Origin of the sequence: Chitinophaga pollutisoli (assembly GCF_038396755.1) — a bacterium.
Taxonomy (GTDB): Bacteria; Bacteroidota; Bacteroidia; order Chitinophagales; family Chitinophagaceae; genus Chitinophaga; species Chitinophaga pollutisoli.
In genome coordinates, this window is the sequence record NZ_CP149822.1 from 4,904,228 (window position 1) to 4,919,776 (window position 15,549).

Here is a 15,549-nt window from a genome sequence, read left to right on the forward strand (position 1 = left end):
TATGTTGGGTAAAACCCGCATATTGACGGCCTTCCTTACCGGGAGCGCAGCCGTCGCCATGGCGCAATCCAATCCACCGGTCAGGCCGCTTGAGCCTGGCCGGCCCGCCAGGCTTACGGCCGCCGCTACCGGCGCTACGCGATACCAATGGTACCGCAACGGCGCCGCCATTCCTGGCGCCATCGGAAACGTGCTGCAAACCGGGGACCCCGGCGCCTATACCGTAATAGCTTACACAGGGCCGGATGTCTGTGCCTCCGATCTATCAGACCCCGTTATCCTCACCGGCCCGCCGGACGACGGGCCGCAGAAAATCGATCTGGCCGTCGCGAAAACCGCCAATGCCCAGCAATTGCCGGGCGGGCAAAACATTTCATACCTGCTGACCGTTACCAATAATGGCCCTGCCGCGGCTACGGGGATCGTCGTCAACGACGCCATGCCCGCATCGCTTGCATTCGACCGCTTGCAACCACCCGGAAAAGGAACCGCTTCCTACGGCGGCAATCATACCGTGACGTGGAAAATCCCCCTGCTGCAAGCCCGCGAAAGCGCCACGCTCACCATCCTGGCGAAAGCCGCCAAAACCGGGACCATCGAAAATACCGCGACGGTCGCCGCCGCACAACCCGACAGCATACCCGCCAACAACCGCGCTACACACGTATTACAGGTGATGCCGTTATTCATTCCCAATGCTTTCACAGCGAATGCGGACGGGCGGAACGACCGTTTCCGCATCATTGGGTTGGAGCGGTATCCCGAAAATGAGCTGGCGATTTTCAACCGGTGGGGGACCGTCGTTTTTCAGCAGAAGAATTACCAGCAACGCTGGGATGCGCAGGGGCAGGAAGCCGGGACCTACGTATACGTTTTGCGCATACGCGATGCCGCCGGCGAATGGCAGCTGTTGAAGGGGCATGTGATCGTGCTGCGGTAGAAGATTGGGGCCGGTGATTACATTAAAACACCTCCAATATTTTTGCGGAACCTGTATACCTGGCCGTCCCGATAACACCGTGGCGGTCGGGTTTTCCCATTTCTATACCGATGCCCAGTACCAGCGAAGCATCGTCTGGCAGGGGTTCCTGCAATTGCAGGAAAAGTTCCGTCTTCTCCGATTCCGCCGCCTGGAACCGCCATTCTGTTGCGATGCTGTGGGGATAGGTGGTAACGGAGGGATGGAAACCGTTTTGATGGTACTGGATATCACCCACGATGCCCAGGGTAATGATCATGCGGTAGAAAGGGGCTTGCCAGGGCAAGGCCAGGGCGATGCCGGGCTGGATGTGGGGGATGACGACGGTAGCGGAAGCCTGCGTGCGATCCGTATGCACGGAGAGGGGATGGCGCAGGAGGCCGTCGAACGGATAGTTGCTGTTGAGTTGGAAGCCCGAGAGCATATGCCGGTGGCGGGACAATAAAATACGCCGCTGGCCGCGGCAGTCCTCGGTATTCATCTCCTGGATGTTTTTGGCCGCTTTGTTCAGCGCTCCCGTGAAATTCGGATCTCCGAGGTGTTTAATGCGGGCTAATGCCCGGCGAATGCCGGCCGTGAGCTTATTGCATGCGCCGAAGTCGGAGAGGTGCATGCGCGTACCTTCGAATCGCGGCGCCTGCAAGATATCTTTTTTCGAAGGGCCGGTGCGCCTCCTGAAGATGATCTTGTCGGAACCTTTGCGCTTATAGGCCGTAAACTCCCCGATCTTGCCGGTCATTTCCAGCGGTGTTAATATAACTCCCATATTTAAGCAGGTTTAACTCGGAGATATAACAACCCAAATATAGATTTTGTTGGAGTTTGCCAGGACTTTAACAAGCGTATATCCTGTATATATCCTGCCCTTTATAAAGGGCAGGATAAAGGCATGGTATAGGCAGGGCAAAGGCAGGACAAAGGCAGGACAAAGGCAGGATATATCACTTTTTAGGCTACCAGCACCCCTTGTTTTCTACCGGGTAAGCAAGCGGCTGCCCTGCATTGGAGATAGTATATCGAAAGATGCGGGCGTCAACGAAACGGATGCTTCTTCTTCCGGATTAATACGAATTCACCGCGCACAACACTGCCTGGTTAACGGAATGGTACAATCTTTCCGTCAGCGCTTCGTAGGTTTCATTGGCTGCTTCCGTATCAAATCCCAGGTCGTTCCAGGAGCCCATGCCCCCGAAAACCCAGGCGCTGCCGGCGGCATACAGGAGCTGGCGGGCCGTGAGGGAGAAGTAATCGTTCGGGATCAGGTGCTGGTTGTAGTAAGCCTGCTCCGGCGTGTCTGACGAAAGGGTGAGCCGGGCTTTGCGGAATATTTTTCCAAAACCTTCCTCGTTTTTTTCGAACGCGAAAGTTTCGATGTTGAAGAGCGCTTCTTCCAGCGCGTCTTTCGCCTGCTGCTGCGGTATTTGCAAATCCTGCGTTTTGAACTGGTTGGGGATGCGCATATAGCTGACCGACCAGGCCTTCTTGTTGGGATGATCTTCTTGCGTCACTTCCCATTTACCGGTCCAGGCTTCGGAATAGTTGAGGTACACGGCTTCTATAATCCAGGTGCCGCCACCGCCGATGAACCCCGCTGTCTTGTAATCCTTCATGGGGAGTTGCTCTTTGGACGGGCTGTAATGCAACCGCAACTTCTGGCAACCGCCGTCCTGGAGGAACCGGTACCAGTCGCCGGGGTTGGCGGCCACCACTTTTTCTCTCTTGCTCATGAACAGGATAGGGGCTTCCAGGATTTTGAAGGTGACGCGGTTGCAATATTGGAAAGAAAGGTTGGCGGACAAGTCCGGATTGCGGATCCTGCTTTTCAGGAAAGCGTTGCCGAATGCGGCCAAAGTAACGATCTGGTATAGTGTGCCGGTCATATAAGCGGATAATAACCGGGCAAGGTACAGAGAAAAAGGCGGCAAATGACCATTAACCGGGGAATAGCGCCAGATTCTAAAAAATATAAGTATATAATTGTACTAAATATTGAATTATAAGTGTAATATTGTACTAAATAATCTGTGGACGTTTGCCGGTTACCCTGATACATTGATTTTTTGAACTTCAACTGAACTAGTAATGCAAAGCAAAATTGCGATCATAGGCGCTGGAATTTCTGGATTATCGGCAGCGGCATATGCGGCGAAGGCGGGGCATGAGGTGCATGTTTTTGAGAAAAATGGCGAGCCCGGCGGCAGAGCCAGGCAGTTCGAAGCAGCCGGGTATACCTTCGATATGGGGCCGAGTTGGTATTGGATGCCCGATATTATTGAAGCGTTTTTCCGCGATTTCGACTGCAGTGTTGCTGATTTTTATGAACTCGTGCCGCTGGATCCCCAATTCGCAATGATCTTCGCAGACGGTCAATTGTCTGTTCCGAAGGAATACGGCGAGTTGCGATCGCTCTTCGAGAACACAGAATCGGGTGCCGGCCGCAGGCTCGACGCATTCATGAAATCCGCCCGTAACAAATATGAGGTGGGGATGGGGGAATTTGTGCAGAAGCCCTGCCATTCCTGGTGGGAGTTCGTTTCCCCTAAAATTGCACTGTCCTCGTTGAAACTGGATCTATTCACCGGCTTCCGCAAGTATGTGAGCAAATTCTTTAAAAATCCCCGGTTGGCGGCATTGATGGAATTTCCCGTAATATTTTTGGGCGCTCCGCCAGCAGAAATTCCAGCCCTGTACAGCCTGATGAATTACGGTGGGTTGGTCTTGGGGACCTGGTACCCGATGGGAGGCTTTTATCAATTAGTGACGGCCATGCAGGCAGTCGCCAGGCGCGAAGGCGCCAGGTTTTATTTCAACAGTCCGGTGGAGCGTATTATTGTGGAAAATGAAAGCGTGAACGGGCTTGTCGTCAACGGTGAAAGGCATACTTTCGACGCCGTTATCGCGTCATCCGACTATCACCATACCGAAACATTACTCGACGCAGCTTACAGGAATTACGACGATGCATATTGGCACACCCGTACTTTCGCACCTTCGTCGCTCATTTATTACCTTGGCTTTCGCGAGAAATTGCCCGGGCTACGCCACCACAATTTGTTTTTCGAGCACGCGCTCGACGGGCATATCGCTGATATTTACAAAGAAAAACGTTGGCCGCGGGAGCCGCTGTTCTACGCCTGCTGTCCCTCCCAAACAGATCCATCGGTAGCTCCTCCTGGTCATGAAAATTTATTCCTGCTAATGCCGCTGGCGCCAGGGCTCAACGATGAGGAGCCATTGCGGGAACGATATCTTGCACAAATGCTTGCCCGGCTGGAGAAACATACCGGTATAACGGGATTGTACGACAAGATCGATTACAGGCGGAGTTATTGTGTGCGTGATTTCGTGGCGGATTACAACGCTTTCCAGGGCAATGCTTACGGGCTGGCCAATACGCTTTCCCAAACCGCGGTACGCAAACCTGCTATCCGCAACAGGAAGTTGTGCAATCTGTTCTATACCGGGCAACTCACGGTTCCCGGTCCCGGTGTTCCTCCTTCGGTCATATCGGGGAAAATAGCTGCCAATGAAATCAATCAAATAAAATCCAGGTGTTATGAAAGTGCTATTTGAGGAACTGTCAATGCAGGTGAGCAAGGCAATTACAAGGAAATACAGCACAAGTTTTTCGATCGGAATACTTGCATTGGCGCCAGCGATACGCCCTGCTATTTATGCGATATATGGATATGTCAGATTGGCGGATGAAATTGTAGACAGTTTCCATATGCACGACAAACGCCGGTTGCTGGAACGGCTTACGGAGCAGACTTGGCAGGCGCTGGATGAGGGGATTTCGCTAAACCCGATCCTGCAATCTTTCCAGGAGACCGTCAATCGCTACGGTATCCACCGGCAACTGATCAGCCGGTTCCTCGACAGTATGCGGATGGACCTCGCCCCAATTGACTACGATGACGACAAATACCAGGAATACATTCTGGGATCGGCAGAAGTGGTGGGGTTGATGTGCCTGCAAGTATTCGTAGAGGGCGATGCAAGCGCTTACGAGAAGTTGAAGCCGTATGCCATGAAGTTGGGCGCTGCATTCCAGAAAGTCAACTTCCTGCGCGACCTGAAAGATGATTACAGGATTCTCGGACGCACTTACTTCCCTGGTGTGGACCTGCGGATGTTTGACAACACGGCTAAGATCAGCATAGAAAAGGAAATTGCGGCTGATTTTGCGGAGGCGTTAATCGGTATTCGCAAACTGCCCGTGTCGTCCAGGTTTGGTGTATATCTTGCTTACAAGTATTATCTTTCGTTGTTCGATAAAATCCGGCAAACACCTGCCCAGCGCATCCTGGAGGAAAGGGTACGCATACCCAACGGTCGTAAGCTATCGTTGATGATGAGCAGTTATCTCCAATATAAAATAGCAGTCTTATAGGATGAACGCGGCGATAGTTATATTTACATTTATATTAATGGAAGGGGCCACCTGGGCCATCCATAAGTATGTGATGCACGGTTTTCTCTGGACGTTGCACCGCGATCACCATGACCATTCGAATGAAGGACAGTTGGAACGGAACGACCTTTTTTTTATCATTTTCGCATTACCCACCATTACGTTGCTGTATTTTGGTGTGAAACAATCGTTCAGCGCATTGTTTTTTATCGGTCTGGGAATTTTCCTGTACGGGATGGCTTATTTTTTCGTGCACGATATCTTCATTCACCAGCGCATCCGCTGGATGCGTGACACGAAAAATCCTTATTTCCGTGCGATCCGCAGGGCGCATAAGCAGCATCACAAGCATACGGGTAAGGAAGAAGGGGAGTGTTTCGGATTTCTGTGGGTGCCATGGAAGTATTTCCTGATGTACTTCAACAAGCATTGAATCTATGCCTTTACAATGCACATATCTGCTCATTAATTTCCTGGCGGTTATCATCTGTTTTATTTTTTCGTTTGACCGGAGAATACGCTTTAACGAGCACTTTGGCGCTTGGCTGAAGGCGGCTATGCTGGTTTCGGTGCCTTTTATTTGCTGGGATGTATGGTTCACCGAAATGGGGGTGTGGTGGTTCCGGGACAGGTACCTGACAGGAATCCGAATTGCGGGCCTGCCGCTGGAAGAGTGGCTTTTTTTCTTTGTATTCCGTTTGCCTGCGTATTCACTTATTATTGCCTGGATAAATTTTTCGATTTTTCCTGGGCGACTGCCGTCAACAACCTGGTTGTATTTGTTTTCACAACAGTATGTGCTTTGGCGGCGTTATTGGAGCACGGCCGGGTATACACGCTTGTAACGGCTTTGACTACAACTGCAACGTTGCTGTACCTGCATTTTGGCGCCAGGTGGCCACGGATTGGTCAGGCGTTTTTCGTGTACCTATTGCTGATGCCAGGTTTCTTTGCCGTCAATGGTGTATTGACGGGGACGGGACTGGCCGCACCCGTCGTCAATTACAATCCGACGGATCTGTTGAATCTGAGGGTGCTGACCATCCCCGTCGAGGATTTTGTTTATGGATTTACACAGTTTTTACTGAACGTATATTTTTTTGAGAAGTTCGCGAAGCGGGAATCCGGGAGCGTCGCCGGATGAAAGCCTTATATTTTTATTACTTTTAACCCCGGGGAATACAATGCAGTCATTGGACAGGGGAAATTATTGAAAACGGCCTGCAATCAGCCGGCATTGTCAATCTGGCGAACAAAAATTCCGGGTGCTACATGAACGCGAACAAGACCGCTTCGGCGATACGCTCATCCAAACAACATTTCGATATCCTCGACGGATTAAGGGGCGTGGCCGCATTGGCGGTAGTGATATTTCATTTCATGGAATGGGTGTATACGGATTTCACCCGAAATTTTATTGCGCATGGGTTTCTGGCGGTAGATTTTTTCTTCTGCTTATCCGGGTTCGTGATTGCATACGCCTACGACGACCGTTTGGGGAAAATGGGCGTCCCGGCGTTTTTCAAATCCCGCATTATTCGCTTGCATCCTTTGGTGGTGGCGGGTTCGGTGATGGGCTTGCTGGCGTTCTTATGGGATCCTTTCGCTATCGTTCCGGAATCGTATAGTGCGGGCAAGATCGCCCTGATCTTTTTTTGTTCGTTAGTGCTGGCGCCATTTCCGGTGATGGAAGACCGCGGGTTCAATCTTTTTGGGTTGAATGCGCCTTCGTGGTCGTTGTTTTGGGAATATGTGGCCAATATCGCCTACGCCCTGTTGCTGCACCGGCTCAGGAGGGTATACATCGCGGTATTGACGCTGATGGCGGCTGTGGGGATCGTTTTCGTGGCGTGCCGGTCCGGTAATTTGCTGGGCGGCTGGAGCGGGCCTACTTTCTGGGACGGTGGTGCGCGCGTCGCGTATTCTTTCCTGGCAGGCATGCTGATCTACCGTTCCAGGTGGATCATCAAAAACAACCTGGGTTTTCCGGGGCTGGCGGTGCTGTTGTCACTGGCCTTCCTCATGCCGTTTACTGCCTGGAACTGGCTGACCGAATCCCTGGTCGTATTGCTGTATTTTCCCTTGCTGGTGGCCCTGGGAGCGGGGGCTGCACTGAAGCCTTCCTTACGTCCGCTATGCGTTTTTTCCGGTAATATTTCCTATCCCTTGTACATGACGCATTACGCATTTCTCTGGATGTTCGGGAATTATTACACGAATCAAAAGCCCGGCGGCGCGGAACTCACTGCGGTGATCATTGTAGGCGTGATTGCATTGGTGGGCGTGGCGTACCTGGTGATGAAGCTATACGATATTCCTGTCAGGAAGTACCTGACGGATAAACGGAATGCCAGGGCAGGGAAGGCGTAGTAGCTAACGCAACTGTTTTTGGCAAACGGAAGGTCTCTTGCAGGGGGGCCAGACTTATCAAGCCAAAAATAATCGCATAGATTTTATTCGCTCACATGGGTAAGGGATTTGGGTGGGAAATTGTTTGATGGTATTGTATAGATATACTCCATGAGGCTTGGGTGCAAAAATCGTAAATTAGTGATGAATCATCAATCCATCCTCCCCATGAGAAAAGTAGTTTACGGCATCAATCTCACCGCAGACGGTTGTTGCGATCATACCAAAGGAAACGGCACTCCGGATATTCATGTGTATTTCACGGACCTGTATAAAGATGTGGACCTGATCGTTTACGGACGCAAGACTTACGAATTGATGGTTCCCTTTTGGCCGGATGTCGCTAAAAGCCAGTCGGGCTCCCCGACGGTAAATGCGTTCGCCCTTGCATTTGATGCGATCGATAAAGTAGTTTTTTCAAAAACGTTGCAGCAGGCAGGCGCCAATACCCGCATTGTCCGGGAGGATCTCGCAGGGGAAATCGCCAGGCTGAAGCAACAGCCGGGGAAAGATATTTCCATCGGCGGGGTGGACCTTCCGTGCCAACTGATAGCCCTGGGCCTGGTGGATGAATTCCATTTTGTGGTGCAACCTTATATTGCCGGAGAAGGCCGGCGCCTGATGGACGGGACATTCCTTCCTGAACAACTGAACCTTAAACTGGTAGCGTTCAAGCCGCTGGAATCCGGAGCGATGGCATTGCATTATACGAAGCAATAACCCGTTTATTTATTCATTTTTGAGCTGCATGATGCGCCGGATGAGGTCTTGCAGCATCGGCTCCGATAAATCCGCCTACCGGTAGGCCGCTTGGAACGGAGGCGGGAATCTTTTTATCGTAATCCGGATCGTTAAGTGTATTGAGGAATTCCACAATGGTATTAATGTCTTTAAACTCCACGCGCACCGCCGCCGCGAGGGGATCGAGCTGCGAACGGTCCACATGCTGGTTGCGGAGCGGTTTGCCATGAAGGTCTTCGTAAAAGAACAGCACTTCGTTGAGGGTCTGGAATTTGCCGCTGTGCATGTAGGGCCTGGTGAATCGCAGGTTCCGCAGGGTAGGGGTGCGGAAGCCGTATGTTCCGAGTATGCCGGAATCGGATACCGGGAGTTTTTCATTGTCGGGCGTTCCCAGCACATGCGGTTTGAAATCAGAGAGCATGGGTCCGCTATGGCATCGCGCGCATCCGGATTGGATAAATAGTTTCATGCCTTCCTGCTCCCTTTCGGAAAGGGCGGAGCGGTCGCCGCGCATGAACTGGTCGAACCGGGAGTTTGCCGCGGTAAGTGATCGCTGGAAGGCGCCGAGGGCTTTGGTAATTTCCGTGATGGTGACGGCATTGCTTTCCGGGAACGCCGATTTGAATAGCCGCCTGTATCCGGCGATGGCGTTCACGCGTTTTACTACTTCCGTTGTGATATGGTCTTCGCTGAAATCATGCCCGCGCATTTCCTCGAACGTTTTAACCGGCATGGCGGCTTGCGCTTCGAGCCCTTTGGCGCGGAGGTCCCAGAACATAGGGGCTTCTTCGGGCGTATATCGCCCGTTTGGACCGATGCCGTTGTAGGCAGTATTGAGCAGCGATTGCGAATTTCTTTTCGTAAAAGGGATGTTGTTGTCTTTGTTGAAGCGCCGCTTTTCGCCCAGGCCAGTCCCGTTTACACCGATCGACAGGTCGATGCTTTCCGCATACCCGAAATCGGGGTGGTGACAGGTCGCGCAGGCCACGTCTTTCCCGCCAGATAATACCGGATCATAAAACAGCAGGCGCCCCAGTTCCACTTTTTCAGGTGTGGTAGGATTATCGGCGGGCGAAAGATAGGTGAGCGGCAATGCGTCGGTCGTACCCAGCGGCAATTCTTTCTCCCTGGCAATAGCCGTTTGCCCGGCGGGCTTGTCGGGGGAATGACAGGCATGAACGGTGAAAACACCGGCCAACAGGAGTAGTATGGCGTGAGGGATGCCCTGGCGCATAGGTTTGCTTATCAATTTCCCTGTCAAGATAATAAATAACGAGAGAATTATCTTTTATTTTCTGTGGTTGTTTTTAGTGGATTTGCCAACGCGGAAATGTGGTTGAAGGCTTACCGGGCATCATCCTGCTAATCTGACGGTTCATGCGGTGAAAAATACGGGCCATGCGATGGGGTATCTTCCCGTAACTGCGGTATAATTATTTTGCGGACCAAAATTATCATCCGTGATCCCAAAACTTAGCCCTGTAACTCCGTTGCAAGCAGCGAGAAATTACGTTTCCTCCTTTACATTGCCCACCTCTGTTACTGCATTTGGAAAGGAAAATGAGGGACATTATGCAGATAACAAAGCGCGAGGCTGGTACTACGACGGTGAAGCATCGCGGCCGTTCCACCGGCTTACCGGGGAGGTGCTCGCCGCGAGCCTGCATAGCTTCATTACCGTATCGGAAACATATGCAGTCGATGACAATGGTCTGCTGCCGGGTACTTCTAAAATCAAGGGGCTTCCTCACCTGCCACCGGATTTCATCTGGCCTGTCGGCGCATTGTTTCTCGCACAATTCAACCTGGCGGAACTGGCGCCGCAGGATATTCTGCAACGGCTTCCGGCAGCAGGCATGTTGTACTTTTTTTCAACCCCAATACTTCCATCGGAACTGTGTTCCACTACACCGGAGCCCTGGGAGAACTCATCCTCCGGCCATATCCGGAAAGCGGTATAGGGGATCTTTCGTATTTTCTGGATGAATACCGTGACAGGCGTTACCAGGCAACATTCCGGAAGCAGGCGGCTTTCTGTATCGATGATGTCCTGGAACATCTTCCGGAAGCATTAAAGAAAGAGGTTTCCCGCATATTAGATGCTCCGCTTACCCCGCATGCCATTGGCGATAACCTTTTTGGACAGCCTGGTTACTGGCAGGGAGAAAATGAAATCATCGGTGACAGGCAATTGGAAGCGGAAGCGGACCTGCTTCTGTTTCAATATGAATTCGGTGAAGGTCATATCCATTTTTGGATAACTGCGGCGGAATTAGCAGCACGCGATTTCGGTAATGTGTGGTTGAGTTATTCAGGCACCTGATAGCGCTGTGTTAAGCAGGCGGTTTAAGTGATTTTTTCAGCGAAGTGTTTGTCTTGTTTTTCCTGCCGGACCAAACTGTATGTTGCCATTGGGATGATTGCTGCTTACATTTTTTTCAAAAAAGAAGTAAGGAATCTATCGCCTTGTTCCGTATATCGGAGAAATAAGGTAACGCGAACCCATATACATTTCAATATTTGCGCGCTCCATGGATTGAATCATTTCCGGAAGCTACGGCATTGCGAAAAGTGTTTTCATGCGGCGTGCTTTTAAGTACATTGAATCTCAGGTTTATCTGTCTGCCGTTGATTCAGTTTTCCGGTAAGTTATTTTGTTGTTGGGGCGAATAATTTGCTTGCAAATCTCTGTAAATAACAAAGGCGTCCTTACGGAAGCCTTTATATCTGATTGGTAATCAGTACCGGAAGCGAGTAATTTTTTGAACTCTTTTATTAAGTTTGGCAATATACTTTTAGCTATAAATGATAATATAAAAGCAGTGGACCTTTCCGCGCTGTAAAGTCAGTTATGACAATCTGGCGGTATTTATGTTAAAACATGATAAAGAATAAAAATTTTTATTTGTTTGGCGTTTATGGTCGAGCTCCCTTTTCGGTTACTTATACTTCTTCAAGTCGGAATGTTATTGTTGATGTGTTTATAGTCTACCCCCTGAAGTCTAACTGAGATAATAATTATGTAAATTCGTGTCATTATAAATATTTATTTTTTAATCCCTGCCAATGACGGAAGAAACTGAAAATAGAAACTATGCCAAATGGATGTCTCAACTTATTTCCTTCAAGTTAAGGCTGAGTTCGTATTTTAAAAACATTCAACGAATATATTATAGGACAGAATATAAATTATTGTATGAAGTCAAAGTAAGTGAGTTTAACTTTATAAATATTTGGGTCTTTTTAGGAATTGCCTTGCCTCCTGGAATATTTTATTTTTTTTGTAAAAAAGATTAATAAGGTTGAAAGTATTTCAAAAAGAGTAGTTTACAAGAATTGAAAACCGTATCGGTAACGATTTAGTTATGGTGCTTGTTGCACTCACTTTCATTTGATTACCTTGTAAATCAGTAGCAAATATAAAAAAAATAAGACGGTTATATTGATTTCCGTCTTATTTTTTTGTGCCTTAATACTTAGGTTCCATACTAAATTTTTGGGAATTTACTTCCACAGTTACCCCCAACTACCGAAAAAAAATCTTACCACAGGTGGGTTGAACGTGGGAAAAAGTATCGCTTATTATAACAATTTTTGTGTGTTAATTAGGTGGAAACTGATTTTGACATCTTTTAGTAATCACAAAAATTATAAGCTATGAAACATTCTTTACACACCATTATTTTAGAAATACATAATAAGGAAGATAAAATTTCATCGCAAAGCAAAAGAGTGATTGATGAGGCGTATGAAATGACCTTGTATCTGCAAGACCTGTTATTTGAAGTCAAGAAACAGATTGTTGAACGGGGTTTTAAAAATGATGAGGAAGAAATAAAATTCTTCCGAACCATTAAACCGCAAATCCTTGGTAAACTAATTTACTACAACAAGGTTTACCGGATTGAAACTACTTGTCCTGTCAGCAACGGAAAAATGTATTACAGCTATTTCTCTAACCAATTAGCCAACCTCAAAAGAGATTATGTTGAGCATATCTGCAATTCTGATTTTTACAGATATTACCGTTCGGGTCGGACAGACCGTGACGAAACCTATTTTAAACGGGGAAATATAAACTACCACGATGGGCTAAACAGCATCGTCTTTGAAATAGACCCTGAATTTTCCACGTTCTACGATTATAAAACAGCAAGGATTATCGCTAATGAATTACTGTACTCTTATCTTATGACAAAAATCAATCCTGATGAAAATCCCGATGCGATTTTACAAAAGCCGGAAAGTTCCAAAGATATTTTTTGGACGGAAAGCAAAAATGCACTTATCGAATTGACTTACGCATTATATGCAGCTACAGCGATTTCTCACGGTAAAATCGGTGTCCGAAAAATCAGTATGATGTTTCAAATACTTTTCGGCATTACGCTGGGCGACCTGCATCACGCTTTCCATAGAATGAAAACCCGAAGCGGTTCCAGAACGGCATTTTTAGACCAACTCAAAAGTTCATTAGAGGATTATATGGATAAAGACCTGTAATTTAATATTGGTCTTTTGTTTAAAGGCGGTACATCAAAAGTGTACTGCCTTTGTGTTTGCACCATTTGCCAATACGCACCAATTGGCAAATGGTAGCAAATTAAACCCTTTAAATATTCCAAATCCCGTCTAACACTTATAAATCAAGGGTTTTCCCTGATTGCAAAAATTTTCAAAAAACCGCCAAACCAATTGGCGAGGCTTGGCAGACAAACACTGCCACCCTTAGCAATTTTGCATTGTGAACATTAAAAGCAATGCAATGAAAATCATAACCATTGAAGAAGAAGCGTGGAAACAGCTCAATAGCCGTATCAACGCTATTGCGGATTATCTGAAAAGATTGGACGACACAAGCTATGATGATTTGTGGCTCAACAATCACGAGGTCTGCCAGTACCTGCATATCAGCGAAAAAACGTTGTGGCGTATGCGTACTAAAGGCGAAATAACCTACTCCAAAATCTACGGGCAGTATTTCTATACGATTGGGGCAATCAAGGATGTGCTTAATGCCAATGCCGTACAAAGTAGTGATGAATATGTAGCGGAGCTTATCGCAAAGGGCAAAAGCTATATCGAAAAAGGCAGAAAGCTGAAATCAGATAAGAAATAGGTATGAACCCTTAAAAGTAGAAGCTATGAATATTGATAGAATGGAATTTTTGTCGTGGATGGAGCGGATAATGGATAGACTGGATATGTTGAGCAATCATATCGACGACTTACAGAAAAAACGCAACAGCATAGACGGCGAGGAACTGCTCGACAATCAGGATTTATTGCAAATGCTGAAAATAAGTAACCGTTCCTTGCAACGCTACCGTTCCATTGGCAAGCTCCCGTACTACACGATAAGCGGAAAATTGTATTACAAACTATCCGATGTTCATCAGTTTATCAGAGATAGTTTTAATAAGTAAAAAGCCAATGCATGCCAAACACTGCCTTTGAATGCCACTTCGCAAAATACACTAACAGCTTCCTTTACTTTCGGCATTAAAACTTTAAAATTTTAGATTATGAGTGAAGAAACTTTAAATCAAAAAGAAGCACCCGAACAAGTTAAACAGGAAGCCCCTGATCAACTATCGGACGTTCTGTTAGTGCTGGATAAGGAAAAAATGAAAATCCAAGCCGTAAAGAGCATTGACGAAAACGGAAAAATGGAAACAGTTGATCCTACCAAAAAGAACCAATCCGATTTTATGCGTGTGGACAAACACGGCGATTTTGTTACCAATTTCCTTTCCAATTTTTGGAGACAATTGAAAGACCCTACCAAATTCGCTCTTTTCAAAGTTTCGGCTGACGAAGCCGTAGAAAAAGCAAAAGAATTTCAGAAACAGGTCGATAGTCCTACACCGAAGGGCGAAAAGGAAATGCAAAAACACGAAGTAAAAAATGAAACTGAACAAAAGCAAGAAAATAAAAATGATATGGCAACAACACAAACAACACAAGCAAAAAGTGAGTATCGCTTCCAGCCTGAACAGGTAGATTGGGAAACTATGAAAAACCTCGGAGTAAGCAAGGAGTATCTTGAAAAAAGAAACCTACTTGAACCACTTCTGAAAGGCTACAAGACTAATGAACTTCTGAATGTAAGCATCAATTTCGGAGGTGTGGCAGTTCGCACAGATGCCCGTCTGGCTTTACAAGCCGACCAAGAAGGAAAACCCGTTGTATTTGTACACGGTGTCCGTAAAGCACCTGAATTACACAGGGAATTTTTTGGGCATAGTTTTACGGACGAAGCCAAAAAACCTGCTCGAAACGGGAAACATGGGTCGTGTCGTGGATTTGAAAAATCCAAGAACAGGAGAAATCATACCGTCTATCATCAGTGTGGACAAGCTTACTAATGAGCTTATTGCTTTACGAACATCTCTGATTAAAATCCCCAATGGGATTAAGGGAGTGCAACTTAATGACGAGCAAAAGCAAACCTTAACAGAAGGAAAACCTCTTTATTTAGAGGGAATGACCTCAACAAAAGGAGCTTCCTTTAATGCAAATGTTCAATATAATGCGGACAAGAATTATGTGGAGTTTCTGTTTGACAGAAGCAACAACAATCAACAATCTCAAAATAAGCAACAAAGTAATCAACAGAGCCAAAACCAAACGCAGGAAGCTCCAAGAACTTTCAGAGGAAAAGATTTGACTGATGAGCAATACAACAAGTTCAAAGATGGGCAAACCGTCTATGTTGAACTGAAAGACAAAAAAGACCAGCCATATCAGGGCTATATCACTTTTAACAAGGAAAATGGAAAAACCAATTTCGAGTTTCCAAACCAGTACAAAGAACGTGTTAAGCCTGTTGAAGAACACAAAACACAGACTGCGGTCAATTCAGAGGGCAAAACGAATGAAGCGACCAAAAACCTTAAAGAGCCTTTGCAAAAAGGACAGCAAACGCCAAAGAATGAAAAACAACAGGAGCAACAGAATAAGCCCAAAGCCCCTGCAAAATCAAGAAGTAGAAAAGTGAGTTAAT

Annotated in this window: 18 protein-coding genes; 15 read left to right on the forward strand and 3 right to left on the reverse strand. The window is 47.4% G+C overall.

The window, feature by feature from the left end; all coding sequences use genetic code 11:
- The first annotated feature begins 1 nt into the window (after position 1).
- Positions 2–940 (forward strand): gliding motility-associated C-terminal domain-containing protein, encoded by a 939-nt coding sequence (locus WJU16_RS20820; protein WP_341835337.1) that lies wholly within the window; start codon positions 2–4, stop codon positions 938–940.
- A 22-nt stretch (positions 941–962) separates the two neighbouring features.
- On the opposite strand, the gene WJU16_RS20825 is transcribed toward WJU16_RS20820, so the two are convergent.
- Together WJU16_RS20825 and WJU16_RS20830 are read right to left on the reverse strand one after the other, a co-directional pair.
- Positions 963–1,745, reverse strand: coding sequence for a hypothetical protein (locus tag WJU16_RS20825; RefSeq protein WP_341835338.1), 783 nt, complete (start codon positions 1,743–1,745; stop codon positions 963–965).
- 295 nt (positions 1,746–2,040) lie between these two features.
- Entirely contained in the window at positions 2,041–2,859 is an 819-nt protein-coding gene (locus WJU16_RS20830; protein ID WP_341835339.1) for a hypothetical protein, read from the reverse strand.
- 202 nt (positions 2,860–3,061) lie between these two features.
- Between WJU16_RS20830 and WJU16_RS20835 the strand changes: the two genes are divergently transcribed.
- From WJU16_RS20835 to WJU16_RS20860, 7 genes are all read left to right on the forward strand, one after another.
- Positions 3,062–4,552: a phytoene desaturase family protein gene (locus WJU16_RS20835; RefSeq protein WP_341835340.1), complete on the forward strand. Its 1,491-nt coding sequence runs from the start codon at positions 3,062–3,064 to the stop codon at positions 4,550–4,552.
- A gap of 10 nt (positions 4,553–4,562) precedes the next feature.
- Positions 4,563–5,372, forward strand: coding sequence for a phytoene/squalene synthase family protein (locus WJU16_RS20840; protein ID WP_341838682.1), 810 nt, complete (start codon positions 4,563–4,565; stop codon positions 5,370–5,372).
- Between the two features lie 37 nt (positions 5,373–5,409).
- Complete coding sequence (locus WJU16_RS20845) at positions 5,410–5,826, forward strand: beta-carotene hydroxylase (protein WP_341835341.1); 417 nt, start codon at positions 5,410–5,412, stop codon at positions 5,824–5,826.
- A gap of 4 nt (positions 5,827–5,830) precedes the next feature.
- A complete protein-coding gene (locus tag WJU16_RS26150; protein WP_404980218.1) occupies positions 5,831–6,238 on the forward strand; it encodes a lycopene cyclase domain-containing protein in 408 nt (135 codons plus the stop codon).
- Positions 6,208–6,537 carry a lycopene cyclase domain-containing protein gene (locus WJU16_RS26155; RefSeq protein WP_404980351.1) on the forward strand — a complete coding sequence of 110 codons (330 nt, stop codon included), beginning with the start codon at positions 6,208–6,210 and terminating at the stop codon, positions 6,535–6,537. Before WJU16_RS26150 ends, WJU16_RS26155 begins: the two co-directional genes overlap by 31 nt.
- A gap of 128 nt (positions 6,538–6,665) precedes the next feature.
- A complete protein-coding gene (locus WJU16_RS20855) occupies positions 6,666–7,763 on the forward strand; it encodes an acyltransferase (RefSeq protein WP_341835343.1) in 1,098 nt (365 codons plus the stop codon).
- Between the two features lie 207 nt (positions 7,764–7,970).
- The gene (locus WJU16_RS20860) at positions 7,971–8,522 is read left to right on the forward strand and encodes a dihydrofolate reductase family protein (RefSeq protein WP_341835344.1); all 552 of its coding nucleotides are present in this window, start codon (positions 7,971–7,973) and stop codon (positions 8,520–8,522) included.
- A 13-nt stretch (positions 8,523–8,535) separates the two neighbouring features.
- On the opposite strand, the gene WJU16_RS20865 is transcribed toward WJU16_RS20860, so the two are convergent.
- Positions 8,536–9,777: a cytochrome-c peroxidase gene (locus WJU16_RS20865; protein WP_341835345.1), complete on the reverse strand. Its 1,242-nt coding sequence runs from the start codon at positions 9,775–9,777 to the stop codon at positions 8,536–8,538.
- 412 nt (positions 9,778–10,189) lie between these two features.
- On the opposite strand from WJU16_RS20865, the gene WJU16_RS26160 reads away from it, so the two are divergent.
- The 7 genes from WJU16_RS26160 to WJU16_RS20895 all read left to right on the forward strand — a co-directional run bounded on the left by WJU16_RS26160 (position 10,190) and on the right by WJU16_RS20895 (position 15,548).
- Positions 10,190–10,504, forward strand: coding sequence for a DUF1963 domain-containing protein (locus WJU16_RS26160; RefSeq protein WP_404980352.1), 315 nt, complete (start codon positions 10,190–10,192; stop codon positions 10,502–10,504).
- Positions 10,441–10,866, forward strand: a complete 426-nt coding sequence (locus WJU16_RS20870) for a DUF1963 domain-containing protein (protein WP_341835346.1) — start codon at positions 10,441–10,443, stop codon at positions 10,864–10,866. The genes WJU16_RS26160 and WJU16_RS20870 overlap by 64 nt, the downstream gene beginning before the upstream one ends.
- A gap of 1,334 nt (positions 10,867–12,200) precedes the next feature.
- Positions 12,201–13,046 (forward strand): RteC domain-containing protein, encoded by an 846-nt coding sequence (locus WJU16_RS20875; protein ID WP_341835347.1) that lies wholly within the window; start codon positions 12,201–12,203, stop codon positions 13,044–13,046.
- A gap of 262 nt (positions 13,047–13,308) precedes the next feature.
- Positions 13,309–13,662, forward strand: coding sequence for a helix-turn-helix domain-containing protein (locus WJU16_RS20880; RefSeq protein WP_286486252.1), 354 nt, complete (start codon positions 13,309–13,311; stop codon positions 13,660–13,662).
- Positions 13,663–13,687: 25 nt separating this feature from the next.
- Complete coding sequence (locus WJU16_RS20885) at positions 13,688–13,969, forward strand: helix-turn-helix domain-containing protein (protein ID WP_286486251.1); 282 nt, start codon at positions 13,688–13,690, stop codon at positions 13,967–13,969.
- A gap of 99 nt (positions 13,970–14,068) precedes the next feature.
- On the forward strand, positions 14,069–14,911 hold the full coding sequence (locus WJU16_RS20890) for a DUF4099 domain-containing protein (RefSeq protein WP_341835348.1): 843 nt from the start codon (positions 14,069–14,071) through the stop codon (positions 14,909–14,911).
- Positions 14,895–15,548 carry a DUF3945 domain-containing protein gene (locus WJU16_RS20895; RefSeq protein WP_341835349.1) on the forward strand — a complete coding sequence of 218 codons (654 nt, stop codon included), beginning with the start codon at positions 14,895–14,897 and terminating at the stop codon, positions 15,546–15,548. The genes WJU16_RS20890 and WJU16_RS20895 overlap by 17 nt, the downstream gene beginning before the upstream one ends.
- Position 15,549: the final 1 nt, after the last annotated feature.

What these genes read in the sequence shown, in the direction of transcription:
- WJU16_RS20820 (WP_341835337.1), top strand. Translation starts at nt 2, where the DNA reads ATGTTGGGTAAAACCCGCATATTGACGGCCTTCCTTACCGGGAGCGCA.
- WJU16_RS20825 (WP_341835338.1), bottom strand. Translation starts at nt 1,745, where the DNA reads ATGGGAGTTATATTAACACCGCTGGAAATGACCGGCAAGATCGGGGAG.
- WJU16_RS20830 (WP_341835339.1), bottom strand. Translation starts at nt 2,859, where the DNA reads ATGACCGGCACACTATACCAGATCGTTACTTTGGCCGCATTCGGCAAC.
- WJU16_RS20835 (WP_341835340.1), top strand. Translation starts at nt 3,062, where the DNA reads ATGCAAAGCAAAATTGCGATCATAGGCGCTGGAATTTCTGGATTATCG.
- WJU16_RS20840 (WP_341838682.1), top strand. Translation starts at nt 4,563, where the DNA reads ATGCAGGTGAGCAAGGCAATTACAAGGAAATACAGCACAAGTTTTTCG.
- WJU16_RS20845 (WP_341835341.1), top strand. Translation starts at nt 5,410, where the DNA reads ATGGAAGGGGCCACCTGGGCCATCCATAAGTATGTGATGCACGGTTTT.
- WJU16_RS26150 (WP_404980218.1), top strand. Translation starts at nt 5,831, where the DNA reads ATGCCTTTACAATGCACATATCTGCTCATTAATTTCCTGGCGGTTATC.
- WJU16_RS20855 (WP_341835343.1), top strand. Translation starts at nt 6,666, where the DNA reads ATGAACGCGAACAAGACCGCTTCGGCGATACGCTCATCCAAACAACAT.
- WJU16_RS20860 (WP_341835344.1), top strand. Translation starts at nt 7,971, where the DNA reads ATGAGAAAAGTAGTTTACGGCATCAATCTCACCGCAGACGGTTGTTGC.
- WJU16_RS20865 (WP_341835345.1), bottom strand. Translation starts at nt 9,777, where the DNA reads ATGCGCCAGGGCATCCCTCACGCCATACTACTCCTGTTGGCCGGTGTT.
- WJU16_RS20875 (WP_341835347.1), top strand. Translation starts at nt 12,201, where the DNA reads ATGAAACATTCTTTACACACCATTATTTTAGAAATACATAATAAGGAA.
- WJU16_RS20880 (WP_286486252.1), top strand. Translation starts at nt 13,309, where the DNA reads ATGAAAATCATAACCATTGAAGAAGAAGCGTGGAAACAGCTCAATAGC.
- WJU16_RS20885 (WP_286486251.1), top strand. Translation starts at nt 13,688, where the DNA reads ATGAATATTGATAGAATGGAATTTTTGTCGTGGATGGAGCGGATAATG.
- WJU16_RS20890 (WP_341835348.1), top strand. Translation starts at nt 14,069, where the DNA reads ATGAGTGAAGAAACTTTAAATCAAAAAGAAGCACCCGAACAAGTTAAA.